This window comes from Methylobacterium durans, assembly GCF_003173715.1.
Lineage (GTDB): Bacteria > Pseudomonadota > Alphaproteobacteria > Rhizobiales > Beijerinckiaceae > Methylobacterium > Methylobacterium durans.
This window is the reverse complement of sequence record NZ_CP029550.1, coordinates 1,572,950-1,597,296: the sequence shown is the minus strand read 5'-3', so window position 1 is coordinate 1,597,296 and position 24,347 is coordinate 1,572,950. Positions and strand designations below refer to the sequence as shown.

General features: G+C 70.6%; 22 protein-coding genes and 2 pseudogenes. 10 read left to right on the top strand and 14 right to left on the bottom strand.

From position 1 onward, the window contains the following. The first annotated feature begins 18 nt into the window (after positions 1-18). Positions 19-1,871, top strand: a pseudogene (locus DK389_RS07395) (aminopeptidase P family protein). A 106-nt stretch (positions 1,872-1,977) separates the two neighbouring features. Next, positions 1,978-4,142: pseudogene (locus tag DK389_RS07390) on the top strand (protein-disulfide reductase DsbD family protein). A 42-nt stretch (positions 4,143-4,184) separates the two neighbouring features. Here the strand turns inward: DK389_RS07390 and fabI are convergent. The 3 genes from fabI to fabA form a co-directional block, all read right to left on the bottom strand. After that, positions 4,185-5,015: an enoyl-ACP reductase FabI gene (gene fabI, locus DK389_RS07385; protein ID WP_109888498.1), complete on the bottom strand. Its 831-nt coding sequence runs from the start codon at positions 5,013-5,015 to the stop codon at positions 4,185-4,187. A gap of 351 nt (positions 5,016-5,366) precedes the next feature. Then, on the bottom strand, positions 5,367-6,593 hold the full coding sequence (fabB, locus tag DK389_RS07380; protein ID WP_109888496.1) for a beta-ketoacyl-ACP synthase I: 1,227 nt from the start codon (positions 6,591-6,593) through the stop codon (positions 5,367-5,369). A gap of 110 nt (positions 6,594-6,703) precedes the next feature. Further along, positions 6,704-7,237, bottom strand: a complete 534-nt coding sequence (gene fabA / locus DK389_RS07375; RefSeq protein ID WP_109888495.1) for a 3-hydroxyacyl-[acyl-carrier-protein] dehydratase FabA — start codon at positions 7,235-7,237, stop codon at positions 6,704-6,706. A 303-nt stretch (positions 7,238-7,540) separates the two neighbouring features. Here fabA and DK389_RS07370 point away from each other — a divergent pair, with 303 nt between their 5' ends. After that, positions 7,541-8,191: a YoaK family protein gene (locus tag DK389_RS07370; RefSeq protein ID WP_109896115.1), complete on the top strand. Its 651-nt coding sequence runs from the start codon at positions 7,541-7,543 to the stop codon at positions 8,189-8,191. A 324-nt stretch (positions 8,192-8,515) separates the two neighbouring features. Continuing rightward, positions 8,516-9,025 carry a Fur family transcriptional regulator Irr gene (irr, locus tag DK389_RS07365; protein ID WP_109888494.1) on the top strand — a complete coding sequence of 170 codons (510 nt, stop codon included), beginning with the start codon at positions 8,516-8,518 and terminating at the stop codon, positions 9,023-9,025. A 57-nt stretch (positions 9,026-9,082) separates the two neighbouring features. Here the strand turns inward: irr and DK389_RS07360 are convergent, their stop codons facing one another. Then, positions 9,083-9,637 (bottom strand): SH3 domain-containing protein, encoded by a 555-nt coding sequence (locus tag DK389_RS07360; protein ID WP_109888493.1) that lies wholly within the window; start codon positions 9,635-9,637, stop codon positions 9,083-9,085. 291 nt (positions 9,638-9,928) lie between these two features. Here DK389_RS07360 and DK389_RS07355 point away from each other — a divergent pair, with 291 nt between their 5' ends. Both DK389_RS07355 and DK389_RS07350 read left to right on the top strand, forming a co-directional pair. Beyond that, entirely contained in the window at positions 9,929-10,933 is a 1,005-nt protein-coding gene (locus DK389_RS07355; RefSeq protein ID WP_109888492.1) for a 2-hydroxyacid dehydrogenase, read from the top strand. A 36-nt stretch (positions 10,934-10,969) separates the two neighbouring features. Beyond that, positions 10,970-11,407, top strand: a complete 438-nt coding sequence (locus DK389_RS07350) for a cupin domain-containing protein (protein WP_109888491.1) — start codon at positions 10,970-10,972, stop codon at positions 11,405-11,407. 6 nt (positions 11,408-11,413) lie between these two features. On the opposite strand, the gene DK389_RS07345 is transcribed toward DK389_RS07350, so the two are convergent. The 3 genes from DK389_RS07345 to DK389_RS07335 all read right to left on the bottom strand — a co-directional run bounded on the left by DK389_RS07345 (position 11,414) and on the right by DK389_RS07335 (position 14,424). Next, positions 11,414-12,049, bottom strand: coding sequence for a cyclic nucleotide-binding domain-containing protein (locus DK389_RS07345; protein WP_109888490.1), 636 nt, complete (start codon positions 12,047-12,049; stop codon positions 11,414-11,416). A gap of 87 nt (positions 12,050-12,136) precedes the next feature. Then, positions 12,137-13,453 (bottom strand): flavin monoamine oxidase family protein, encoded by a 1,317-nt coding sequence (locus DK389_RS07340; RefSeq protein ID WP_109888489.1) that lies wholly within the window; start codon positions 13,451-13,453, stop codon positions 12,137-12,139. A 50-nt stretch (positions 13,454-13,503) separates the two neighbouring features. Continuing rightward, positions 13,504-14,424: a Kelch repeat-containing protein gene (locus DK389_RS07335; protein ID WP_109888488.1), complete on the bottom strand. Its 921-nt coding sequence runs from the start codon at positions 14,422-14,424 to the stop codon at positions 13,504-13,506. A 131-nt stretch (positions 14,425-14,555) separates the two neighbouring features. Between DK389_RS07335 and DK389_RS07330 the strand changes: the two genes are divergently transcribed. Continuing rightward, positions 14,556-15,275 carry a sulfate transporter family protein gene (locus tag DK389_RS07330; protein WP_109896113.1) on the top strand — a complete coding sequence of 240 codons (720 nt, stop codon included), beginning with the start codon at positions 14,556-14,558 and terminating at the stop codon, positions 15,273-15,275. A 10-nt stretch (positions 15,276-15,285) separates the two neighbouring features. Here DK389_RS07330 and DK389_RS07325 read toward each other — a convergent pair whose 3' ends face one another. The 6 genes from DK389_RS07325 to DK389_RS07300 form a co-directional block, all read right to left on the bottom strand. Beyond that, positions 15,286-16,449, bottom strand: coding sequence for a complex I NDUFA9 subunit family protein (locus DK389_RS07325; RefSeq protein WP_109888486.1), 1,164 nt, complete (start codon positions 16,447-16,449; stop codon positions 15,286-15,288). A 175-nt stretch (positions 16,450-16,624) separates the two neighbouring features. Then, entirely contained in the window at positions 16,625-17,209 is a 585-nt protein-coding gene (locus DK389_RS07320) for a sensor histidine kinase (protein ID WP_109888484.1), read from the bottom strand. Continuing rightward, complete coding sequence (locus DK389_RS07315; RefSeq protein WP_109888482.1) at positions 17,209-18,462, bottom strand: PAS domain-containing protein; 1,254 nt, start codon at positions 18,460-18,462, stop codon at positions 17,209-17,211. Before DK389_RS07315 ends, DK389_RS07320 begins: the two co-directional genes overlap by 1 nt. A 209-nt stretch (positions 18,463-18,671) precedes the next feature. Beyond that, the gene (locus DK389_RS07310) at positions 18,672-20,081 is read right to left on the bottom strand and encodes an ATP-binding protein (RefSeq protein ID WP_109888480.1); all 1,410 of its coding nucleotides are present in this window, start codon (positions 20,079-20,081) and stop codon (positions 18,672-18,674) included. Between the two features lie 8 nt (positions 20,082-20,089). After that, positions 20,090-20,809 carry a response regulator gene (locus DK389_RS07305; protein WP_109888478.1) on the bottom strand — a complete coding sequence of 240 codons (720 nt, stop codon included), beginning with the start codon at positions 20,807-20,809 and terminating at the stop codon, positions 20,090-20,092. After that, positions 20,809-21,366, bottom strand: coding sequence for a MarR family winged helix-turn-helix transcriptional regulator (locus DK389_RS07300; protein ID WP_109888476.1), 558 nt, complete (start codon positions 21,364-21,366; stop codon positions 20,809-20,811). Before DK389_RS07300 ends, DK389_RS07305 begins: the two co-directional genes overlap by 1 nt. A gap of 193 nt (positions 21,367-21,559) precedes the next feature. On the opposite strand from DK389_RS07300, the gene DK389_RS07295 reads away from it, so the two are divergent. The 3 genes from DK389_RS07295 (at position 21,560) to DK389_RS07285 (ending at position 23,356) form a co-directional block, all read left to right on the top strand. Continuing rightward, positions 21,560-22,447: a branched-chain amino acid aminotransferase gene (locus DK389_RS07295; protein ID WP_109888474.1), complete on the top strand. Its 888-nt coding sequence runs from the start codon at positions 21,560-21,562 to the stop codon at positions 22,445-22,447. Between the two features lie 92 nt (positions 22,448-22,539). After that, the gene (locus tag DK389_RS07290) at positions 22,540-22,788 is read left to right on the top strand and encodes a DUF3072 domain-containing protein (protein ID WP_109888472.1); all 249 of its coding nucleotides are present in this window, start codon (positions 22,540-22,542) and stop codon (positions 22,786-22,788) included. Positions 22,789-23,122: 334 nt separating this feature from the next. Beyond that, positions 23,123-23,356, top strand: a complete 234-nt coding sequence (locus tag DK389_RS07285) for a Flp family type IVb pilin (protein WP_109888470.1) — start codon at positions 23,123-23,125, stop codon at positions 23,354-23,356. A 254-nt stretch (positions 23,357-23,610) separates the two neighbouring features. On the opposite strand, the gene DK389_RS07275 is transcribed toward DK389_RS07285, so the two are convergent. Next, complete coding sequence (locus DK389_RS07275; protein ID WP_162560546.1) at positions 23,611-24,285, bottom strand: DUF937 domain-containing protein; 675 nt, start codon at positions 24,283-24,285, stop codon at positions 23,611-23,613. Positions 24,286-24,347 lie beyond the last annotated feature (62 nt).

Here is a 24,347-nt window from a genome sequence, read left to right as displayed (position 1 = left end):
CGACGTAACCCTTCGCCCATGACTCCTCCGCGCACGACCTCCGCCGAGCCGCGCCGCCGCTTTCAGACCTTCGACGACCCGAGCCACCGCAAGGGGCCGGAGCGGATCGCGGCCCTGCGCGCGGCGATGCGCGAGGCCCGGGTCGACGGGTTCGTGGTGCCGCGGGCGGACGAGCACCAGTCCGAGTACGTGCCGGCCAATGCCGAGCGCCTCGCCTGGCTCACCGGCTTCACGGGCTCGGCCGGCACGGCGATCGTCCTGGCCGACGCGGCCGCGCTCTTCGTCGACGGCCGCTACACGCTGCAGGCGCCGGAGCAGGTCGACACGGGCGTCATCACGCCGGTGGCGCTCGCCGAGAAGACGCCCGAGGCGTGGCTCGGCGAGACCCTGCCGGAGGGGGCGGTCCTCGGCTACGATTCCTGGCTGCACACGCCGGACGGGGTCGCCCGGCTGGAGCGGGCCGCCGCCAAGGCCGGCGCCAGCTTGCGCCCGCTGGAGGAAAACCTCGTCGACGCCGTCTGGGCGGGCCGGCCGCGCCCGCCCGCCGGCCCGGTCGTCCTCCAGCCCGAGGCGCTGGCGGGGGAGGGGCCTCCGACAAGCTCGCCCGTATCCGCGAAGCTCTCGCCGAGGCCGGCTGCGACGCGCTCGTGATCTCCGATCCGCACAACCTCGCCTGGGCCTTCAACCTGCGCGGCGGGGACGTCACGCACACGCCGCTGGCGCTCGGCTACGCCCTCGTGCCCCGCGAGGGGCGGGCGCGCCTCTTCCTCGCCTCCTCCGCGATCGCGCCGGAGGTGCGGAGCGCCCTCGACGGGCTCGCCGACCTCGCGCCCCGCGGCGCCTTCGCGGACGCGCTCGCCGACCTCAGGGGCGGCCGCATCCGCCTCGACGCGGCGACGGGGGCCGCCGCCCTGAAAAATCTGGTCGAGGCGGGAGGCGGCGTCGCCGATGTCGGGCCGGACCCGATCACCGCCATGAAGGCGGTGAAGAACGCGGCCGAGATCGCGGGGACCCGCGCCGCCCATCGCCGCGACGGGCTCGCGGTGACCCGCTTCCTCGCCTGGCTCGACGCCCGCGCCGCCTCGGGCGAAGCCGGCGAGATCGAGGCCGTCGAGGCGCTGGAGGATTTTCGCGCGGCCGGGGGCGAATTGCGCGACGTCTCCTTCCCGACGATCTCGGGCTCGGGGTCCAACGGCGCCATCGTCCACTACCGGGTGACCCGCGCGACCGACCGGCGCGTCCGGCCGGGCGAGCTGTTCCTCGTCGATTCCGGCGCGCAGTACCGGGACGGCACCACCGACATCACCCGCACCGTGGCGGTCGGCGAGCCGGACGCCGAGATGCGCGACCGCTTCACCCGCGTCCTCAAGGGTCACGTCGCGATCTCCCGAGCCGTCTTCCCGAAGGGGACGACGGGCGCGCAGATCGACGCGCTCGCCCGCCTCAGCCTGTGGGAGGCGGGGCTCGACTTCGACCACGGCACCGGCCACGGCGTCGGCAGCTTCCTCTCCGTCCACGAGGGGCCGCAGCGCATCGCCAAGACCGGGACCGTGGTGCTCCAGCCCGGCATGATCCTCTCGAACGAGCCGGGCTATTACCGGGCCGGCGCCTACGGCATCCGCACCGAGAACCTCGTCCTCGTGCGGGAGGCCGAGATCGCGGGGGCCGAGCGCCCGATGCTCGGCTTCGAGACCCTGACGCTCGCGCCCTACGACCGCCGCCTGATCGAGATTGCCCTCCTCTCGCCCGCCGAGATCGCCTGGATCGACGCCTATCACGCGCGGGTCCGCGAGACCCTCTCGGCCGATCTCGACGGAGAGACGGCGGCGTGGCTGGAGCGGGCGACGGCGCCCCTCGTGCCGGGCGCCTGAGCGGCCTGCGACGGCGTTCCGCGCGCGGCCTCGGTTCCGGCCGGGCCCGAAAACCCGTATGGTCGCGCCGTCAGACACGTGCCGGAGCGCGGCACGCAAGGGCGCGATGATCCGGCTTCTCCCCCTCCTCGTCCTGCTCCTCGGCCTCAACGGGGCCGCGGCACAGGGATTCAAGGCGCCGACCGACCTCGTCCGGGCGAGCCTCGTCGCCGAGCCCGCCGCATTGCGCGCGGGCGAGCCCTTCACCGTCGCCCTGCGGATGGTGATGAAGCCGGGCTGGCACGTCTACTGGCGCAATCCCGGCGATTCCGGCCTGCCGCCCGAGATGGTGTGGACGCTGCCCGCGGGCGTCTCGGCCGGCCCGATCCAGTGGCCCGCGCCCCACCGCATCCCCGTCGCCCACCTGATGAACTACGGCTACGAGGGCGAGACGGCGCTCCTCGTCACGGTGACGCCGCCGCCGAGCCTCGACCCGGCGATCCCGGTGCGGCTCTCGGGCAAGCTGAGCTACCTCGTCTGCGAGATGGAATGCGTGCCGGGCTCGGCCAGCTTGAGCCTGACGCTGCCCGTCACGTCGGGTCCGGCGCGCGTCGATCCGGGCAGCGCCGCCCTGTTCGCCCGGGCCCGCGCCGCGCTGCCGAAGCCGGCGCCCGGGGCCGCGCATCTCTCCGCGGAGGGCGACCACCTCGTCCTCGCGACGGGCCCGCTCGGCCTCGACCCGGACAGCGTCCGCTCCGCCGTGTTCTTCCCCTATTCCGAGACGGCGATCGACAATGCCGCCGCGCAGGATCTCAAGGCCGATGCCGCGGGGTTCCGGCTCACGCTCGCCCGCGCCACGCCCTCCGAGCCGCCGCCCGCGACGCTGCCGGGGTGCTCGCGGTCGAGACGGAGAGCGGCGGGGCGACGCTCCGCCACGCCTTCGCGATCGGCGAGGAGCCGGCGCCCGCACCCGCGGCGGGCCAGATCCCCGACGGCGCCTCGCTGGCGCCGGCCGCGCCCGCCTCCGGCGACGAGGCGCTCACGCTTCTTAGTGCGGCGGGCCTCGCCTTCCTCGGCGGCCTCCTCCTCAACCTGATGCCCTGCGTCTTCCCGGTCCTGTCGATCAAGGTGCTGAGCCTCGTGCGCCATTCGGGCGCGGCGCCGGCCCGGGTGCGCCTCCACGGGCTCGCCTACACTGCGGGCGTGCTCGCCGCCTTCCTGGCGCTGGCCGGGCTGCTGATCGCGCTGAAGAGCGGGGGGGCGACGATCGGCTGGGGCTTCCAGCTGCAATCGCCCCTCGTGGTGGCGGGTCTCGCCTATCTGCTCCTCGCGATGGGCCTGAGCCTGTCCGGCGTCGTGCATCTCGGCGGCGGCCTCGCCGGGATCGGCGACGGGCTCGCCCGGCGCGGCGGCCTCGAAGGCTCGTTCTTCACCGGCGTGCTCGCCACCGTGGTGGCGACCCCCTGCACCGCGCCCTTCATGGGCGCCGCAATCGGCTTCGCGCTCACCCAGCCGGCGCTGACGGGGCTCGCCATCTTCGCGAGCCTCGGCCTCGGGCTGGCGCTGCCCTTCCTGGCCCTGACCGCGTGGCCGGGGGCGCTGGCGCGGCTGCCGCGGCCGGGCGCCTGGATGGAGACCCTGAAGGGCGCGCTCGCCTTCCCCGTCTACGCGACGGCGGCCTGGCTCGTCTGGGTGCTGGCGCAGCAGGTCGGCCCTACGGGACTGCTTGCGGCGCTCCTCGGCCTCGTCCTCGTGGCCTTCGCGGCCTGGGCCTGGGAGCAGGGCCGGCACGCCCGGCCCGTGGCTGCCCGCCTCGCGCAGGGTCTCGCCCTCGCCGCGCTCCTCGGCGCCGGCGCGCTCGCCCTCGGCCTCGACCGGGACCGGGCAATCGTCGCCAGCGCGGCAGGGGAGGGGGCCGAGCCCTTCACGCAGGCGCGCCTCGCCGCGCTCCTCGGCGAGGGCCGGCCGGTCTTCGTGAACCTGACGGCGGCGTGGTGCATCACCTGCCAGGTCAACGAGCGCACGGCGCTCGCCACCGACGCCGTCCAGGCCGCCCTCAAGGCCCGCGGCATCACCTACCTGAAGGGCGACTGGACGAACCAGAACCCGGAGATCACGCAGCTCCTGGAGCGGCACGGCCGCAGCGGCGTGCCGCTCTACCTGCTCTACACGGGCGCGGGCGATCCGGTGGTGCTGCCGCAGATCCTGACGAAGGGCACGGTTCTCACGGCCCTCGAAAGCGTGGTTCCGGCCGGCGCCCCGCGCAGCGCGGCACTGGGCGAGCGGCCTTGAGATGCGATGATCGCGATCAACGCGGGCCGGTCGCGTTCGTGATCACTCGTCGCCGACCACGCCGGCCGCATCCTGGGCCTGCAGCACGTCGGGGCGCGGCATCGAGATGATGTTGTAGCCCGAATCCACGAAGTGGATCTCACCGGTCACCCCACCCGACAGGCTCGACAGCAGGTACAACGCCGAGCCGCCGACGTCCTCCAACGTCACCGTGCGCCGCAGCGGCGCATGCGCCTTCTGGTGGTTGAACATCAGCCGGGCATCGGCGATTCCGGCCCCCGCCAGCGTCCGCATCGGCCCCGCCGAGAGGGCGTTGACCCGGATGCCGGCCGGCCCGAGATCGGCAGCGAGGTAGCGCACCGAGGCTTCGAGGGCGGCCTTGGCGACACCCATCACGTTGTAGTTGGGCATCACCCGGGTCGAGCCACCGTAGGTGAGTGTGAGGAGCGAGCCGCCATTCACCATCCGCTTGGCCGCCCGCTGCGCGATCTCCGTGAAGGAGAAGCACGAGATCGTCAGGGTCCGCGAGAAATTCTCGCGGGTGGTCACGTCGACGTAGCGGCCCTTCAGCTGTGCCTTGTCGGAGAAGCCGATCGCGTGGACCACGAAGTCGAGCTCGCCCCCGAAGCGCTCGTCGAGACCCGCGAACAGCGCGTCGACGGAGGCGAGGTTCTCCACGTCGCAGGGAAACACGCTGTCGGAGCCGAGGCGGGCGGCGAGCGGGCCGACGCGGCGGCCCAGCGCCTCGCCCTGGTAGGTGAAGGCGAGCTCCGCGCCGTGCTCGTGCAGGGTCTTGGCGATGCCCCAGGCGATCGAGTGATCGTTCGCCACGCCCATGATCAGGCCGCGCTTGCCCGCCATCAATCCCGTCATGCGCCCATCCGCCTCGCTGAAACACCTGCCGCCCGCGCGCGGCGGGCCGGGGAGAGGCTTAGCCCGGTGCTCGCGCGCCTGTCCAATCCGGGCCTGGGCGAAGGGGACGCCGCCCAGCAAAAAGCCCCGCCGGAGGGCAGGGCTTTGCACGGTCTATCGGACGAGGGCGTGTCAGAAGTAGCCGCGCGTCTCGGCGCGTGCGTCGTCGATCAGTGTCTGCTTCGCGTAGGCGACGCCGACGAGGGCGCTGCCGACGATGGCCACGAGGGCGATCCAGAGCATCTGCGAGAATCCCTGCCTGTGGCAGGAAAAACGCGGGCGCTCGGGTTTCCGTTCCGGCACCGGGCCAGGTCAGGCGTCCACGTGCTTCAGCACCAGGGTGGCGTTGGTGCCGCCGAAGCCGAAGGAATTGGACAGGACGTGGCCGAGCTTCGCGTCGTCCCGGCGCTCGCGCAGGATCGGCATGTCGGCGAAGGCCGGGTCGAGCTCGTCGATATGGGCGCTCTCGCAGATGAAGCCGTTGTTCATCATCAGGAGCGAGTAGATCGCCTCCTGCACGCCGGTGGCGCCGAGCGAGTGGCCGGTCAGCGACTTCGTCGCCGAGATCGGCGGGCAGGCATCGCCGGTGCCGAACACCTCGCGAATCGCCTCGATCTCCTTCTCGTCGCCGACCGGCGTCGAGGTAGCGTGCGGGTTGATGTAGTCGATCTGCGCACCCTTGAGGCCGCTCATCGCCTGCCGCATGCAGCGCACCGCACCCTCGCCGGACGGAGCCACCATGTCGTGCCCGTCCGAGGTCGCGCCGTAGCCGGCCACCTCGCCGTAGATGCGGGCGCCGCGGGCTTTGGCGTGCTCGTACTCCTCCAGCACCAGCACGCCCGCCCCGCCCGCGATCACGAAGCCGTCGCGGTTCACGTCGTAGGCGCGGGAGGCACGGGCCGGCGTGTCGTTGTACTTCGAGGACATGGCGCCCATTGCGTCGAACAGGACGGAGAGCGTCCAGTCGAGTTCCTCGCAGCCGCCCGCGAAGATGATGTCCTGCCGGCCGGCCTGGATGATCTCGGCGGCGTTGCCGATGCAGTGGTTCGACGTCGCGCAGGCCGACGAGATCGAGTAGTTCACGCCCTTGATCTTGAACCAGGTCGCGAGCGTCGCGGAGGCCGTCGAGGACATCGCCTTCGGCACCGCGAAGGGGCCGACCCGCTTCGGACCCTTGTCGCGGGCGATCGCGGCCGATTCCACGATGGTCCGGGTCGAGGGGCCGCCCGACCCCATGATGATGCCGGTGCGGTCGTTCGAGATGTCGCCCTCGTCGAGCCCGGCGTCGCGGATCGCCTGATCCATCGCGACGTGGTTCCAGGCGGTGCCGCCGCCGTGGAAGCGCATCGCGCGCCGATCCACCACGCCCTCGGGATCGAGGCTGGGGGCGCCCTCCACCTGGCTGCGGAAGCCGTGCTCCGCGTAAGCCTCGGCGCGGACGATGCCCGACCGCGCCTCGCGCAGCGAGGCGAGCACTTCCTGGGTGTTGTTGCCGATGGACGAGACGATGCCCATCCCGGTGATCACGACACGGCGCATGAAAGTCGTTCTTCTCCGCCGCGGCGCTTGCCCGCGCGCCGCGCTCATCCGGGTCACCTAGGACGACGCGGGCCCGATCTCAACCGGTGCGTAGCGCACGCCGTCCCGCGTCAGGACTGGAACAGCGCCACGCGCAGGTCCTGGGCCTCGTAGATGCGCTTGCCGTCGGCCTCGACGGTCCCGTCGGCGATGCCGAGGACCAGCTTGCCCTGGCGGACGCGCTTCAGGTCGACATTATAGACCACCTGGCGGACGCTGGGCAGCACTTGGTCGGTGAACTTCACCTCGCCGACGCCGAGAGCCCGGCCGCGCCCGGCCGCGCCGAGCCAGCCGAGATGGAAGCCGACCAGCTGCCAGAGGGCGTCGAGGCCGAGGCAGCCCGGCATCACGGGATCGCCCTGGAAATGGCAGCCGAAGAACCAGAGATCGGGCCGGATGTCGAACTCGGCCCGGACATGGCCCTTGCCGTAGGCGCCGCCCTCGGTGCCGATCGAGGTGATGCGGTCGAACATCAGCATCGGCGGCAGCGGCAGCTGCGCGTTGCCGGCGCCGAACAGCTCGCCGCGGCCGCAGGCAAGCAGATCCTCGTAGCTGTAGCTCGACGCCCGTGCAGGGGCCGACGGGGCGGTCTGGTCGGAAGACATGAAGGCGGTACGGTCCTCGGCTCGCGGGTGCTCGTCGGATGCGTCCGCGCGGGGCCCGGTCCCGTGACGCGGCGGAAATCGCGGCCTCGTTAGCACAGGGGGCAAGCGCCATCAAAGAGCGCCATCGCGGGTGCTCCGGCGTGGCATTCATTGTTCCAGGGCCGAGCCTTGCGCTACACGGAGCCGGAGGGACCCGTCCGCGGCCCGTTCCTGAGAGACGATGCCTTGAGTTCGCAGGCCTCCGCCCAGCCGCCCCTCGCCGCCGCCGCGGCTCCCGACCGGCGGGCGCGGAGAGATCTCCTCATCGGCACCGGCCTCGGTTTCGTCGCGGGCTTCGTCGACGCGGCGGGCTTCGTTGCCCTGTTCGGCCTGTTCACGTCGCACGTCACCGGGAATTTCGTGCTGATCGGAGCCGAGCTCGTCGCCAGCTCGAGCGGCGTCATCGCCAAGCTTCTCGCATTGCCGGCCTTCATCTTCGCGGTCGCGGCCACCCGGCTCCTGACCCTGGCACTGGATCGGCGCGGCGCAGCAACCCTGCGCTGGCTCCTCCTGCTGGAGGCCGTGATGCTCGCCCTGTTCGGCGCGATCGGCCTCGCCCTCTCGCCGCTGCACGCGGCCGACGGGCCGGACGCCATCCTCGTGGGCATGCTCGGCGTCGCCGCGATGGGCGTCCAGAACGCGATCGCGCGCTTGGCGCTGGCACATCTCGCCGCCACCACGGTGATGACGGTGAACGTGACGCAAGCCGTGATCGATGCCGTCGACCTTCTGCGGCTCGGCACAGGAGGCGCCGGCGCGGCGCGCGGGCGGATCGGCCGGATGCTGCCCGCGATCCTCGCCTTCGCGATCGGAGCGATCGCGGGGGCCTTCGGTGTGGCCCATCTGTCCTTCGCCTGCCTCGCCCTGCCGATTCTGGTGCTCGCAATCCTCATCCCGGTGGTCGGCCGCGAGTGACCGGGCGCCCATCACGGGGCAGCGTTGCTCTCGTCGCCGGGCTCGTCCCGGGCATGTTTCCACAGGGTGAGCGCCTTGCCCTCCTTCGGATCGGGATTTGCGTCGGCCGGGTCGCCGCGGTCGCGGGCGTGGCGGCCGCCCTCTGGCGCGAGTGGCGGGGGAGAGCGGGGGCGTCGCTAGGCCGGGTCTCCCGGAACGCGGGGTTCGGGGCGCCCCGAATCACGTGCCGGTGCCTCCCGGCAACGGCTTGGGTTGCGGGCGCGCGACCCCTCCCATATACTGTGTGGCAAAATTCCATCCGTTCGCGAGCGATCAGTCCCGCCGATGTCCGATCTGGTGCCCCTTCAGGCCGTGCTCAACGCCCGGACCTCCTCCTTCCCGGGCGAGGCCGCCGGTGCGGGCCGTCGTGGCTGCCCCCTATCGGACCTGCGCGACCGGCTGCGCCGTGCGGGCCTGCGCCCGACCCGGCAGCGCCTCTCCCTCGGCTGGCTGCTCTTCGGCCGCGGCGACCGCCATCTGACCGCGGAAATGCTCTACGACGAGGCCATGCGCGCCAAGGTGCCGGTCTCGCTTGCCACCGTCTACAACACTCTGCACCAGTTCACGGAGGCGGGCCTTCTGCGTCAGCTCGCCCTGGACGGGTCGAAAGCCTATTTCGACACTAACCCGAGCGAGCATCATCACTTCTACCTCGAGGACGAGGGGCAGGTGCTGGACATGCCCGATTGCGGCATCACGGTCGATTCGCTTCCCGACGCTCCGGAGGGCATGGAGATCGCCGGGGTCGAGGTGATCGTGCGTCTCCGACGCCGCCCGGGCAGCCGCCAGAGCTGAGCTCACGGCGCAACGAGGTTTTACGAGAAGGCCCGGTCCTGAGCGACCGGGCCTTTCTCATTCCACCTTCTCGTTCGGGTAGACGCCCCAGAGTCGATCCTGCCGGATGTAGCCGTCGACGTCGCCGCGCTTCTCGGGCAGCGCCACGATCAGGCGGCACCACGTGCCCGTGCAGGTCTTCACGCTCCCGATCACGCCGGCCTGCAGCCGCGCCTCGTCGGAGGCGCCCTCGTCCGCGCGCGAGCGCAGCGGCACCGGCGCGCTACGGTCACCGCCCTTCGGCGCCGTCACGATCGCGGTGCGCCGGCCCGACAGGAGCGAGTGCAGAACCCAGCCCTCGGTTCCCTCCGAGTCGCGGATGCGGCGCCACGTCTCGAATTCGGCCACGATCTCGACGGGCAGGCCCGCGCGCTGGAAGACCCAGAGCGTGCGGTGGTCCTTGGAGGGACCTTCGCGCAGGTTCACCCGGTCTGTCTTCAGGCTGGCGTAGCGCGGCAGCGGCAGCTTCGTGACCGGGCCGACGCCGGGCTCCGGGGCGCCTCCGGCAGGCGCTGCCAGGGCCGAGCCGGCAAGGAGCGTCAGGCCTGCGGCCAGAAGGGCATGGGAGCGCATCGTCCGTCTCCTGTTCCGCGCGGGCGCCCGAAAGGCTGTCGAAATCCCGGCCCGGTCCGCGCTGGTCGAGCGCTGGGCCGCGGACCCGCATTGTGTTCCGGCCCCTCTCTGATAGAGAGGCCGCAGGGGTCATCCAGGGCGGCCCCGGGGCGCCGTTGGGTCCTGTCTGACGGAAAAGTGGTTAACGGAGCTTGAAGCCGCGTCGCCACCTGCCGAAGGCGGCTGGCGGAACCGGCGGAGCCCGAGACGCGTCGATGCTGGGGCAGGGCGGTCATCGGCGGGGGAGGAGACATGTCGTCGTTGAAGCGCAAGCCGCTCGTCGTGGTGACGCGGCGCCTGCCTGACGTGGTCGAGACGCGCATGCGCGAATTGTTCGACACACGCCTCAACCACGAGGACAAGCCGCTCTCGCAGGAGGCGATGGCGGCGGCGATGCGCGAGGCTGATGTGCTCGTGCCCACCGTCACGGACGAGATCGATTCCGGTCTCCTCGCGCAGGCCGGTCCGAACCTGCGGCTCATCGCGAATTTCGGCAACGGCGTCGATCACATCGACGTCAGCGGGGCGCTGGAGCGCGGCATCACGGTCACCAACACGCCGGGCGTGCTGACCGAGGACACCGCCGACATGACGATGGCGCTGATCCTCGCCGTAGCGCGCCGCGTCACCGAGGGCGCACGCATCATCCCGGACGATGCCTGGGACGCGGGCTGGTCGCCGACCTGGATGCTCGGGCGCCGCATCACCGGCAAGCGCCTCGGCATCGTCGGGATGGGGCGGATCGGCCAGGCCCTCGCCCGCCGCGCCCGCGCCTTCGGCCTTCAGATCCACTATCACAACCGCCGCCGGGTTCCGTCGCCGATCGAGACGAGCCTCGACGCGACCTACTGGGAATCCCTCGACCAGATGCTGGCGCGGGTCGACATCGTGTCGATCAACTGCCCGCACACGCCCGCGACCTACCACCTGCTCTCGGCCCGCCGCCTCAAGCTCCTGAAGCCCGAGGCGATCGTCGTGAACACGGCGCGCGGCGAGGTGATCGACGAGAATGCGCTCGCTCGCCTGATCGAGGCCGGTGAGATCTCGGCGGCCGGCCTCGACGTGTTCGAGCAGGAGCCCGCGGTCAGCCCGCGCCTCGTCAAGCTCGCCCGCGGCGGCAAGGTCGTGCTCCTGCCGCACATGGGCTCGGCCACCTTCGAGAGCCGCGTCGACATGGGCGAGAAGGTCATCATCAACATCAAGACCTTCATGGACGGCCACCGGCCGCCGGATCGCATCCTGCCGAGCATGCTCTGAGGGGCATCGCGAGGAACGCCAGGGAGGGGACCCGAGATGAGCACGACGGCTGCCGGACCCGCTTCGGGCAAGCTCTCGCACGCGGTCTTCGACGTGGCGGCCGCGGCGTCGGGGCTGCCGGAGACCTCCGCGACCATGGTGGCCGACCACCGTTTCACGGAAGACCCGGCGGCGAGTGCCCGCGTCTTTCGCGTCTACAAGCCGACACCGCCCCATTCCCATGCGAGCTGCGACGAGTACCTCTACGTCCTGACCGGCCGCTGCCGGATGAAGTTCGGCGACGAGGAGCCCGTCGAGGTGGGGCCGGGCAAGCTCGTCGTCTTCAAGCGCGGCGTCGTGCACTCGGTGCCGGAGATCCTGGAGGAGCCGATGGTCTTCCTCTCGGTCGACACGCCCCGGCGCGAGCCCCGCGACATCCGATTCGTGACGGATGGGACGGGTACGCCCGACACCTTCATGCGCCAGACGGATTGAGGCGACTCACATCACCTCCGAGCCGGCCGGCACCGATGATGCGCGCCGGCCCGTATGCTGCGTCGCCTGGAACAGCCGCTCGCTCGTGAGCTTCAGCAGATAGAAGCCGAATTCCGGGTTCTGGTAGTAGAGCTGCTTCACCTCCAAATAGGAGATGCAGCGGGCCTGACCCGCCTCCACGCAGACGAGGGAACCGGTGCGCAGATTGCCGGGCGAGAGCATGCCGAGCTCGCCGACGATGGCGCCGGGGCGCACCGTGATGTCCTGCTCCGGGATTCGGAAGAGGCCGCTCTCGACATAGAGCATCTCGGCCGCCGGCTCGCCCTGGCGGAACACGACGGCGCCGGCAGTGAAGCGCCGCGCCTCGCCGAAGGGCTTCAGCCAGTCAAAGGAGAGGTCGCCGGTCGCCGCCCGCTCCGCGTCACGAATGAGGCGAATCATCTGGTAGAGCCGGATGGCGTTGAACGGGATCTGGATCAGCTCCGTCAGCACCACCGGCATGCTGCCGATCAGGAAGCCGTAGGTGATGACGGCGCAGCTCGCCAGCAGCGCCACGATCCGCAGCGGGATCATCGTGCTCATCGCCGAGGCCGCGATCGTCAACGCCGTGCCGAGATAGCCGATCGCTTCGACCCAGTTCATGCGGCGCTCCCTCGCGGCGACGGTTGAGGGGGTTCATCCCCGTCCGAGGCCCGCAAGGCAATGCGTGCGCCGCCGATTTCCCATTCCTCAGGCTGCTTCGGCCCGGATTCCGCCCGCGATGGCGTCGGCGGCGCGCGTCCCCTCCTCGTAGGCGCCACCCACCGTTCCCCATTGCAGGCGGGACAGGGCCTCCCCCGCGAACCACAGCCTTCCGCCCACCGGCCCACGCAGCATGGCTCGTGCGGGGGCGTGACCCGGTGGCACCACGGCCCAGGAGCCGCGCGACCACGGATCGTGCCGCCACGCGCTGATGGCTGGGATCGCAAGGTCGCGCAGACGCGCGGGTCCGAAATGTTCGGCGAGCACCGCGCGCACGAAATGCCGGACGCCGTCCGCACCGGCGCCGCGCGCGTCGAGTGCCTCGGCTGACGGGGCATCGAGCTCGAAATAGTGAAACGGCGTGCCGTCGATGCGCGCGAGCAATCCCGGCGGTTTGTGGCGGCCGCCCACGATGCTGGCGAGCCGGTCAGCACCGCGGAACGGGCTCGATGGCCAGTGCAGCACGGCGTGCTCGTAGATTCCGGAGACGAATCCGTCGATCAAGCCCCGAACCGATGCCGGCAGCGCGGGTGCGAAGGTGATGCTCTCCCGCAGCACCATCACGGGCACCGTGATGATGACGGCCCGCGCCGAGAGGTTGCGCCCGTCCGCCGTCTCGACGCGCACGCCGGGACCACCCCAGTCGATGCGGGTGACGGCGCTGCCGAGCGCGATCGGCAGCCCTTGAGCCAGCCGCGCCAGATAGGCACCGTACCCGCCGGCCAGGAAGAAATTGTCGCCGTACTCCATGCTCGGGAAATCGTGCAGCGAAACCTCGGCGAGGGGCCGACCCGAGACGAGCCCGTGCACCCGTGCCACTCGCTCGGCCCAGGGGCCGAGGCCCGGCGGCAGGGCGGTGGCTGCCGGTCGGTCAGGGCCGCCCTCGGAGGCGCCGGCCGTCATCGCGCGGTCGGCGACGGCGAAGGCCCGTCCGGAGGCCGCCGCCTCCTCGGGGCGCCCGGGCCGGCGCCCGACCCAGACGTGGCTGTCCTGCGGCGCCCGCCGCAGCGGCTCGCCCCGCGCGTGGCCCAGCCTGACGAGCGGGTTGATCGGTCCCGCATGCAGCCAATGCGCGCCGAGATCGACCGCGTGCCCGCGCAGCATCGTGGTGAGCGCCCTGCCACCGACCCTGTCGCGGGCCTCGAGCACGGCCACGGAGACGTTTCGCTCGAGGAGCCGCCGCGCCGATGCGATCCCCGCCGCGCCCGCGCCGATCACGACCACATCGGGAGCGGCCGGGAGCGTCGCGTGCCGGGGAGTGACGCTCGACCGGAAATGCGCGTGCCCGATCTCTCGTCCTAGCATCCTGTGATCCTCTGGTCCTGTCGCGGTCGGTCAGCGCGCAGCGAGCGCTCTCACGGCTTGAACACCTCGACCGTGCCCGACTTGTCGCCGCCCGGCTGCGGGCTGCCGACGAGCGTGTATATCCGGCCGTTGTAGCTCACCGCACCAAACCCGTGGCGGGGCGTCGGCAGAGAGGCGAGAGCGCGCCAGAGGTTCCGTGGCAGGTCGAAGGCCTCGACCGTGCCGAAGGCCTTCTCCCGGGATTCGCCGCCGATCACGTAGACCTCTCGATCGAGGACCGCGGAGGCCGACCCGCTGCGGGCCGTGGGAAGGGGCGCCGCCTCCGTCCAGGCCCCGGTCTTCGGATCGTAGATCTGCGTGGCGTCGAGGTTCCGGCCCGGATCGCCGTCGACGCGCCCGCCGGCGGCGACGATCCTGCCGTCAACCGCCTGCACCGCGAGGTGGTCGCGAGGCGTCGGCAGCGGTGCGGCCTTGGTCCAGCTGTCGGTCGCCGGATCATAGATCTCGTGGGCGGGCGTGTTGCCCCGTCCCGTCACGCTGCCGCCGACGACGTGGATGCGATCGCCGACGAGAGCCGCGCCGCCCGCCGCCCTCGCGGTCGGCAGGCTTGCCCGCGGCGACCACGCATCGGTCTTCGGATCGTAGGCGAAGCTGTTGCCGACCGCGTTCCAGCCGTTCGTGTAGCCGCCGAAGACGTAGATCCTGCCCTCGAATCCGGCCGCCATCGCGTGGTGGACAGGGTACGGGAAGGACGCGCCCTTGCTCCAGGTTTCGGCGGCGAGATCGAAGATCAGGAGCTCCGTGGCGCCGTTGTAGTCGCCGATGACGTAGGCCTTGTCGTCGATCGCCGCGACGGCGACCTCCGAGCGCTCCGCCGGTGCGGCGCTGCCGCCGGCCCAGGCGCCGATCTCGTGGGCGTTGGCCGGTGCGGCGAGGGTGAGGAGAAGGGCGAGCGGAGCCGACAGGCGCATCGGGCAAATCCTCCGGTGAAGCGGGGCGGACGGCACGAGAACGCGGCAGGGCGGCGAAAGTGCGGGCTTGCGCTTAGGGCCCCGTGCTCCTCTTTAAGCGCTCGGCCCACATCGGAGAGGATCCCCTCGGCATGCTCATCCAAGCCGCCTACGGCGCCTTGCGTCAGGTCTTCTCAGCCCCGCTCCGCGCGATCCTGTGGAAATCCCTCGCGCTCACGGTGGGGCTCCTCCTGCTGATCTGGTTCGGGCTGACGCGGCTGATCCAGTGGTTCCAGGCGAGCCACCACATCTCCGCCGACTACCCCGTCCTCGATACGCTGGCCTATTTCCTGGCGGGCGCGGGCCTGTTCGTGGCGCTCGCCTACATCATGCCGGCGGTCTCGATCCTGGTGGCGGGGTTCTTCCTCGACGACGCGGCCGAGATCGTCGAGCGGACGGACTTTCCCGGCGAGCCGCCCGGCCGGGCGCTGCCGACCGGCACCGCGCTCCTCTACGCTCTGCGCTTCGCGGGCCTCGCGCTCCTCGTGAACCTCGCGGCGCTGATCCTGTTCTTCGTGCCCGTCGTCGGGCTCGTGGCCTTCTTCGCGGCGAACGCCTACCTCCTCAGCCGCGAGTATTTCGAGACCGCCGCGGCGCGCTTCCGATCCCTCGACGAGGCCGCCGCCATGCGCCGGCACTTCGGCGGCACCACTCTGGCGGCGGGCTGCCTTCTGGCCGGGATGATGGTGGTGCCGGTGGTGAACCTGCTGACGCCTCTCTTCGGCATCGCCCTCATGGTCCATGTCCACAAGGCGCTGAGCCGGCGTGGACCGGCCCTCGCGACACCCGTCGCGCCCGAGCGGATCCGCTGAGGCGGCCCGCTTAGCGCCGCGAGCCCCAGCGCGTGCCCATGCGGCTGGGATTGGCAGCATTCGGGCCGACAGAGGGGCCGCTCGCGCGGTTCGGGCGGTGCTGCGAGCCCTCTCCCATCGGCTCCGGGCTCAGGGTGTCCGGTACTTCGGCCTCGGATTCCGAGCCGCGTCCTGTGGCGAACTGGCCGGCCTTGCGGAAGCGCCAGAGGTAGCCCGGCACCACGGCCTCGGCGGCGGTCGGCGTGATGCCGAGCGCTTCGAGCGTCCGCCCTTCAGCCTTCGCACCGTCCGAGACCACGTTGTCGGTCTGCAGCAGGATCACCTGATCGCGGGTCAGCTTCAGCTCGTCCGGCAGTAGGCCGAGGGTCAGCGTGTTGGCGATCTCCATGACCCGCGCCTGGATCTTGGCGACCGGCAGCGGCAGGGCGACGACCGGACGACGGCGCTGCGTCGTCTCCAGCATGTAGCGGACGAGGTGCTCGAGCGTCGCGACCTCGGGGCCGCCGAGCTCGTAGACCTTCCCCGCCGGCACGTGACCCTCCACGGCCCGGGCGATCGCTTCGGCGACGTCGCCGACGAAGACGGGCTGGAAGCGGGTGTCGGCGCCCGTGAGCGGCAGCACGGGAAGCGCGCGGGCGAGGCTCGCGAACCGGTTGAAGAAGCTGTCGCCGGTCCCGAAGATGAGGGAAGGACGGAACACGATCGCGTCCGGGCAGGCGGCGACGACCTGGGCCTCGCCCTCCGCCTTGGTGCGGGCGTAGGCCGACGGCGAGGCCGGGTCGGCGCCGATCGCGGAGACCTGGATCATCGCGGCGCCGACCCGGGCGGCCTGCCGCGCGATCTCGCCCGCGCCGTCCGCCTGGAGGCGGGAGAAACTCTGGGCGCCGGCCTCCTGCAGGATGCCGACGAGGTTGATCACGACGTTGGAGCCCTCGACGGCGCGGGCGATCGAGTCCGGGTAGCGCAGGTTCGCCTGCACGGCCACGATCTGCCCGACCTTGCCGAGGGGCTGCAGGAACAGGGCGAGATCGGGCCGGCGAACCGCGACGCGGATCCGGTACCCGCGCTTGGCGAGCGCCCGCACCACATGACGCCCGAGGAAACCGGACCCGCCGAAGATCGTGACGAGCTGCGAGGTGGGCCGTGTGAGGGGCAGGGTGTCGAAGCCGGTCATCGCCTGTTCTCGGTGTTGTTTCCGCCGCGCGCGGGCGCCGACGGTCGCGGGGCTGTTTAGCCCAATTTACGCCGCTGGGGAGCCGGAGAGGCATACGAAATGCAACGCTCCCGCGCGAAGTGCGATGCAGGAGGCCTGAGGGCGGTCCCGGTGTCGGGTCGGAACCCGGCGCGGCTCACACCAGCGCCTCGATTCGGCAGGCGACACCGTCGGCCCCGAAACTGAGATCGACGCGACCGTGCAGCTCGGCCGCGAGACCGCGTTCGAGGAGACGCGAGCCGAAGCCGCGGCGGGTCGGTGCGGTCACGGGCGGACCGCCGCGCTCCGTCCAGGACAGGTCGAGGCGGCGGTCCGCCGATGCGGCGCCGCCTGCGGGCTCGATCGTCCACGAGACCGTGACGCAGCCCTGCTCCACCGAGAGGGCGCCGTACTTGATGGCGTTGGTGCCGAGCTCGTGCAGAGCGAGCGCGAGGGAGAGTGCGGCGTTCGGCGTGAGGCGCAGGGCCGGGCCCACGACTTCGACCTGCCGCCCCGGCACGCCGAGGCCACCCTCGAGTGTGGCGTGCACCACCTCGGACAGGTCGGCTCCCTCCCAGCTCTCGCTGGTCAGGAGATCGTGGGCGCGGGCGAGCGCCACAAGGCGGGCGGTCAGGTCGCCCCTGGCCTGATCGAGGTCGCGGGCGGTGCGTAAAGTCTGGCTGGCAATGCCCTGAACGACGGCGAGCGAGTTCTTCACCCGGTGATTCAGCTCGTTGACCATCAGCTGGCGCCGCTCCTCGTTGCGGTGCCGTTCGGTGATGTCGCGGAAGAAGACCGAGAGACCGGCAGGGCCCGGGTAGATGCTGGTCTCGACCCAGCCCCGAGGGCCTCCGAGAAGTACTCGAGACGTTGCGCACTTCCGAGCAGCGCGGCACGCACGTGCGCCCGCCGGATCTCGCTGTCGGGCGAGCGGTCGAACACGTCCCAGATGATCTGCCCGATCAGCCCATCGCGCGGGCGGCCCCAGAGCGTCTCGGCCTTGCGGTTGACGTAGGTGAAGCGATCCTGCGCATCGATCGCGTAGAACGCGTCCGAGATGCTCTCCAAGATCTCGCTCATCTGCGCGTGGGACGCGGCGAGCGCCTCTTCGGCCCGCAGGCGCTCGCTGACGTCGTGGCCCTGCACGAAGATGCCGGTGACGGCGCCGGACGCGTCGGTGATCGGCTGATAGATGAAATCGAGGTGGAGGAGCGACGCTTCCCCGGTGGCGCCCCGGCGCAGCAGGACCGGCACGGCGTGGCCGATGAAGGGGCGGCCGGTCGCGTAGACCTCGTCGAGCAGGCCGAAGAAGGTCTGGTCCTCGAGTTCCGGCAGAGCCTCCCGGACATTGCGGCCGAAGAGATCGCGCGGGCCGACGAGATCGAGATAGGCCGCGTTGAACAGCTCGAAGACGTGAGCGGGCCCGGTCAGGACGGCCATGAAGCCCGGCGTCTGCTCGAACAGGGCGCGCAGGCGCAGGCGCTCGGCGTCGAGGAGGCGGTTGGTGTGGGAGACGGCCTCCGCGCGGTGCAGCACGTCGGTCTCGATCTGCGCGACGGCGGAGCCCGGCGCACCGAGCCGGGCGTGGCTGCGCAGTCGGTGCAGTTCCGTGACGTCCACGGTGTGTTGAAGGATCAGGGCGATGGCCCCCGAGCCGTCGAGGAGGGGTGTGTGCGTGGCGCTCCAGTAGCGCTCCTCGATGCCGCCGTCCGGTCGCGCGATGTCGTAGCGGATCAGCGGCAGGTGATCGACCTCCCGGGTGGTCAGGACCCGTTCCAGGGACGTGCGAAGCTCGCTCGCGCCGCTGTCGTTCGGGAAGGCCTCGAACATCGTCCGGCCGACGAGTGCGGCGCGGTCGCGCATGGTGACGCGGAGATACGCCTCGTTCATGTCGACGAGGACGAAGTTCGGATCGAGCAGGACGTAAGGATTGGGCGAGTGCGCGAAGATCAGCGCGAAGTCGATATTCTGGCTCGGCAGCACGTCCGACAACATTTCCGTTCCGCGCAGGGACGAGGGTGCGTCGGTAAACCTGCGTCAATAAGGGCTCTGATCGGCCCCGATCCGCGACCCTCGTCTCGGTCGGCGGGCGGGTTGGTGTTAGTGCATGAAGGCGGAAAGGGAAATCCGGTTTTCCCAAGGAGCGGTACGGCAGCGGGACGATGCCTGTCCGTGCGGTCCGGGCCTCAGTCCCGGATCTCCGTTCAGGCCGGGATGCGGACGGTGGCGCGCAGGCCGCCGAGGGGGCTGTCTTGGAGCGAGACGTCGCCGCCATGCGCCCGGGCGATGTCGCGGGCGATGGCGAGGCCGAGGCCCGAGCCGCCCGCATCCTGGCGGGCGTCGTCGAGGCGCACGAACGGTTTGAACACCTCCTCGCGGCTCTCAGGGGGAATGCCCGGCCCATCGTCGTCGATCGAGACTAGGAAGGCGCGGTTTTCCTCGCGGGCCGAGATCGTCACCGTCTCGCCGTAGCGGGCGGCGTTGGCCGCGAGGTTGAACAGACAGCGCCGCAGGGAATCCGGCCGCACGGTGAGGATGGGGGAACCGGCGAGTTCCACCGCGGCCACGTGCGCGCCGAGGCGCTCGACATCCGTGCGCAGATCTTCGAGTAACGCCCGCATGTCGGTGGGAGCCGCGGGCTCGGCGGAATCGCCGCGGGCGAAGGCGAGATAGCCTTCCAGCATCCGGCTCATCTCGTCGACGTCGCGCGACAGATCCTCGACCTCCGGCGTCTGCTCGACCAGCGCCAGCGACAGCTTGAAGCGCGTGATAATGGTGCGCAGGTCGTGGCTGACTCCGTTCAGCATCGTCGTCCGCTGCTCCATCGCCCGCTCGATGCGCCGGCGCATCTCGATGAAGGCGTGCCCCGCGGCCCGCACCTCGCGGGCGCCGCGGGGTCGGAACTCGATGTCGCGGCCCTTGCCGAATCCCTCCGCCACGGCGGCGAGCCGCAGGATCGGCTTGATCTGGTTGCGCAGGAACAGGATCGCGACGCCGAGGAGAACCATCGACGAGCCGATCATCCAGACGAGGAAGATGTGCGAGTTCGAGGCGTAGGCCTGGCTCCGGCGCGCCGTGATCCGCATCACTCCGTCGGGGATCGCGACCCGGATCTCGATGAGGTTCGAGCGCCCCACGGTGTCGATCCAGAAGGGGCGTCCGATCTGGCGCTTGATCTCGTCGGAGAGCGCCTCGTCGAGGATCGAGAAGAAGGGGCGCGGCCCCGGCACCGGGAGCTTGGCGCCCTTCAGGATGTCGAGGTCGAGGCTCAGGCGCTCGCTGGCGATCCGGGTCAGGATCTCCGCGTCCTTGGTCTGGGGATAGCTCTCGTAGATGTCGATCAGGGCGGCGATGTCGGCCGTTACCGCCGAGGACAGGCGCTTCGTCACGAGCTGCCAGTGCCGCTCCATGAAGGTGTAGGCGATCACCGACTGGAGCAGCACCACCGGCGCGATGATGATGATCAGTGAGCGGGCGTAGAGGCCCTTCGGCAGGGCATCGCCGATGGCGCGGGAGAGGCGCTTCAAGAGGGTGCGCGGCCTCGGTGCGGCGGTCGGCCGGTCCTGCCGGGCGAGGTCCGCCTGCCGCGCGAGGTCGGGATCCTGCGCGTTCATCGCGCCTGTCAGTCGACGGCCAGGCGGTAGCCGACGCCGCGGACCGTCTGCAGGAAGAGGGGGTTGGCCGGATCGACCTCCGTCTTGCGGCGGAGCCGATTGATCTGGACGTCGATGGTGCGCTCGGCCGCGGCGCCCCCGTTGCCCGCGAGCGCCTCGCGCTCGACGTTGGCCCCCCCCGCGGCGGCGAGGATCGTCAGGATCTCGCGCTCGCGCTCGGTTATGCGGATCATCTCGTCCTCCCGGCGCAGCTCACCCCGGTCGAGCCGGTAAGAGAACGGCCCGAACGTCACGGTCTCGCCGCCCGTGTCCCGGCGCGGACCGGCGTTGCGGTTGATGATGTTGTTGAGCCGCAGGATCAGCTCGCGGGGCTCGAAGGGCTTCGGCAGGTAATCGTCGGCGCCGATCTCGAGACCCGTCACCCGGTCGTTGGTGTTCGAGCGGGCGGTGAGCATCAGGATTGGCACCCGCGAGGTCTCGCGGACCTTGCGCGCGTAGTCGAAGCCGCTCTCGCCCGGCATCATTACGTCGAGGACCATCGCGTCGAAGACTAGGCTCTGGGCCTTGGCCCGCGCCTCGGCGGCATTCGCCGCAGCGGTGACGCGGAAGCCCTGCTCGAAAAGGTAGCGCGACAGGAGTTCGCGCACCCGCCGGTCGTCGTCGACCACGAGGACGTGCGGCGCCTGATCCGATAGCTCGCAGCGCGAGCCGGGGGCCGTTGCGCTCATCAGGCCGCCCCCTTCGTGCGCCGGGCCATCAGGCGGCGCACGGCGGCGCGCTCGTCGGGCTCGATCATGGAGAGGAGGAAGCTGTGAGCCGAGCTCGAGGCGCCCGAGGGCAGCGCCTCGCCCACCTCGACGGGGTCCGCGAGGGCACGGGCGAGCCGCCTGGCTTGGACGCGGGTGAGATCGGCGGCGAGTTCGGCGCCGGCGCGGCTGCAGAAGAGGAGCCGCTGACGCCGGTCGCTCGTGCCGGTCTTCTGCTCGATGTAGCCCTGCTCGATCAAATCCTTGAGCACCCGGTTGAGGCTCTGCTTGGTGATGCGCAGGATATCGAGGAGTTCGGCGATCGTGAGACCAGGGTAGCGGTCGACGAAGTGCAGAACGCGGTGGTGCGCGCGCCCGAAGCCGTACTCGGCGAGAATCCGGTCGGGATCGCCGACGAAGTCCCGGTAGGCGAAGAACAGCAGCTCGATCAGGTCGTCGCTGGCGCTGCCGGGACGGTCCGCGCGCCCGGCCGCCGGAGGCTCGGCATTCCCCGCCACATCGGCCTCTTGCCTCGTCATGGGGCGTGTCACGTCGCGATCGATCCCGATATAAGTCAGTGTTGTTGACATATCTCAGCCCGGTTGATACCCGTCAAGCCTTCCGGCAATACGGGCGCGCTCGGGCGCCCGCCCGACTGCCGGCGTTCAAGCCTGACCCGATCGATCCCGCGGCGCGAAGCGGATTCGGCCGCGCGAGAAGGAAGTACCCGCCATGTCCGTGATCCCGTTCGACGAGCGCGAGGGCACCATCTGGTTCGATGGCGCCATGGTGCCGTGGCGGGAGGCCAAGATCCACGTACTCACCCACGGTCTCCACTACGGATCGGCCGTGTTCGAGGGCGAGCGGGCCTATGGCGGGCGCATATTCAAGAGCCTGGAGCACTCGGAGCGCCTGCGCCGCTCGGCCCAGCTCCTCGACTTCGAGATCCCTTACAGCGTCGCCGAGATCGAGGCCGCGAAGGAACTCGTCCTGAAGACGAGCGGCCTGACCGAAGCCTATCTGCGGCCGGTGGCGTGGCGTGGTTCCGAGATGATGGGCGTGGCCGCCCAACAGAACACGATCCATCTCGCCATCGCCGCCTGGGAATGGCCGAGCTACTTCGATCCGGCCACCAAGATGAAGGGCATTCGGCTCGACATCGCGGATTATCGGCGGCCGGACCCGCGCACGGCGCCCTCCACCTCGAAGGCGGCCGGTCTCTACATGATCTGCACGATCTCGAAGCACCGGGCCGAGAACAAGGGCTACGCCGACGCCCTGATGCTCGATTGGGAGGACAACGTCGCCGAGTGCACCGGCGCCAATGTCTTCTTCATCCGGGACGGAGTGATCCACACCCCGAACGCCGACCGCTTCCTGAACGGCCTCACCCGCCAGACCGTGATCGACCTCGCCCGCCGCCGCGGTTTCGAGGTCGTGGAGCGCCGCATCCGGCCCGAGGAGATGGAGGGCTTCGCCGAGTGCTTCATCACCGGCTCGGCCGCCGAGGTCACGCCGGTCGCCGAGATCGGCCCTTACCGGTTCACGCCCGGTGCGATGACCAAGACCCTGATGGACGATTACCTCGCCGAGGTGCAGCCGAAGGCCAACGCGGCCTGAGGCCGCATCGGTTCCGGCGGCCGCACGGGCCGCCGGAACCGCGCGGACGGCTTCGCGTTTAACAGAACATTTCGAGAACAGGAGGTTCTGTGATGAGCAAGCCTGAGGCGAAGGCCGGCCCGACCAACCCGAAGACCGACCCGAAGGACGTCTCCAACCAGATCAAGGATCCAGATCAGTGGACAACTGGTGGCGAGCCGATGACCGGCGCGCAAGCGTCCTACCTGAAGACCCTCTCCGAGGAAGCGAAGGAACCGAAGGCGTTCGATCCCGACCTCGACAAGGCGGAGGCGTCGAAGCGGATCGATGCCCTGCGCAAGGAAGCGGGCCGGGATCGGTAGGTGCGGCGCTTGCGCCGCATTCCGGCTCTGCAAGTCCGCATGTCGGATCGGGCGCGCCGCTCATCGGACGGCAGAGAGAGACATCGGACGCGATCGACCATCACGCTCGGCCGCGGCGCGAGAGTGGCCCTTTGCCGTGACGACCGCGGTGCAAGTGAGAAGTTTGAGCCCCCGCGTCTCAGTTTTCCGGCCAGTTTTCCGAAATGGCGCAGGATGCGCGTGATTGGACAATGCGTGTCGTGCATCGGCCTGTTCCGGAGATCACCTTAAATCATCCGCAACGGACGAGCCGTAAGCTCTCTCACGCCGCGGGGTGCGGGCGGGAGCGAGATCCATGGCGAAACCAGCAGCGCAGGAGGGATGCCCCGCCATCCCCGGGCGCGTCTCGCGCCTCCGGGCGCTGATCAACGGTCTCGGGCGGGATCGCCGCGGCGCCACCGCCATCGAGTACGCGATGATCGGTGGCCTGATCTTCGCCGTCTCGGCGGGCGCGATCCGGCTCTACGGAGCGAAGCTCAACACCGTCTACGACAAGATCGGCACCACGATCGGCTCGAACCTGAACTGAGCGATCTCAGCGGGGCTTCGAAACCGTGGGCTTGCGTGCCGGCTTGGGGCTGCTGCCCCTCGACGCTTCGGGCTTCGGGGAAGCGGATTTATTAGGCGCGCCGGACGCAGGCGTCGCGGACTTCGCTGCCGCGGATCTCGGCGCGGCGCGCGAGGCGGCTCGAACAGGCGGCACTTTGTGCTGCTCCGTCTCCTTCCCAACCGCCTTCTCCTTCGGGTCTGCCCAGAATGCGTCGAAGATGTCCTGCATCGCCTTCACGTTCTGTGTCTGAACCTCGGCGCCGGTCTGGAGCATCTTGTTGAACATATCCAACGGTTGCTCGGCCGCCCCCTTGTCCGCACTCTTGTCCAGGCTCTTGGCCGGGTCCTTGGGGCTGCTTCTGGGTGCCTCGACGGGCGGCGGGCTCGGCGGCTGGGGCGCGAGGGGGTGGCCTGCGGCGGCTGAGGCGGGGCGAAAGCCCTCAGCATGTCGGCCCAGAACGTGTTGGCGGCGACGTAGGGGTTTGCCGGCGCGGGTTTCGGAGCCGGCTGCTGGGGCGCCGGGCTCTGGTTGAGGATCATGTGCACGATGCTCGCCACCACCATGCCCGCCATCAGCGGCAGCATCTGGCGCACCACCTGAGAACCGACGCCGCTCGCCGCAGCCGCCTGCTGCACGACCGCCTGCGCGAGCATCGGCGAGCCGAAAAGCTGCCCGAGCATTACCTCCGGCGTCTGCGCGGTCGGGTTTCCGGCCGAGGCGCCCGGCAACCCGAAGAGCTGGCCGAAGCCGATCGGGTCGCTCGGGGTGTTGCGCTGCAGGCCGATCGTGAAGGCGGGCAGGAGCGCCTCCATGGCACGACGCGTCTGATCTGTCGTGAGGCCGAATTGCTGGGCGAGCCCCTGCATCCCGGCGCTCTGGCCCTGGAGCATGTCGATCGGGTTGAACATGGCCTGTGGCCTCATCATCGGGCACGGCGGAGAAACCCCGCGCGCACGTACATATCCCATGG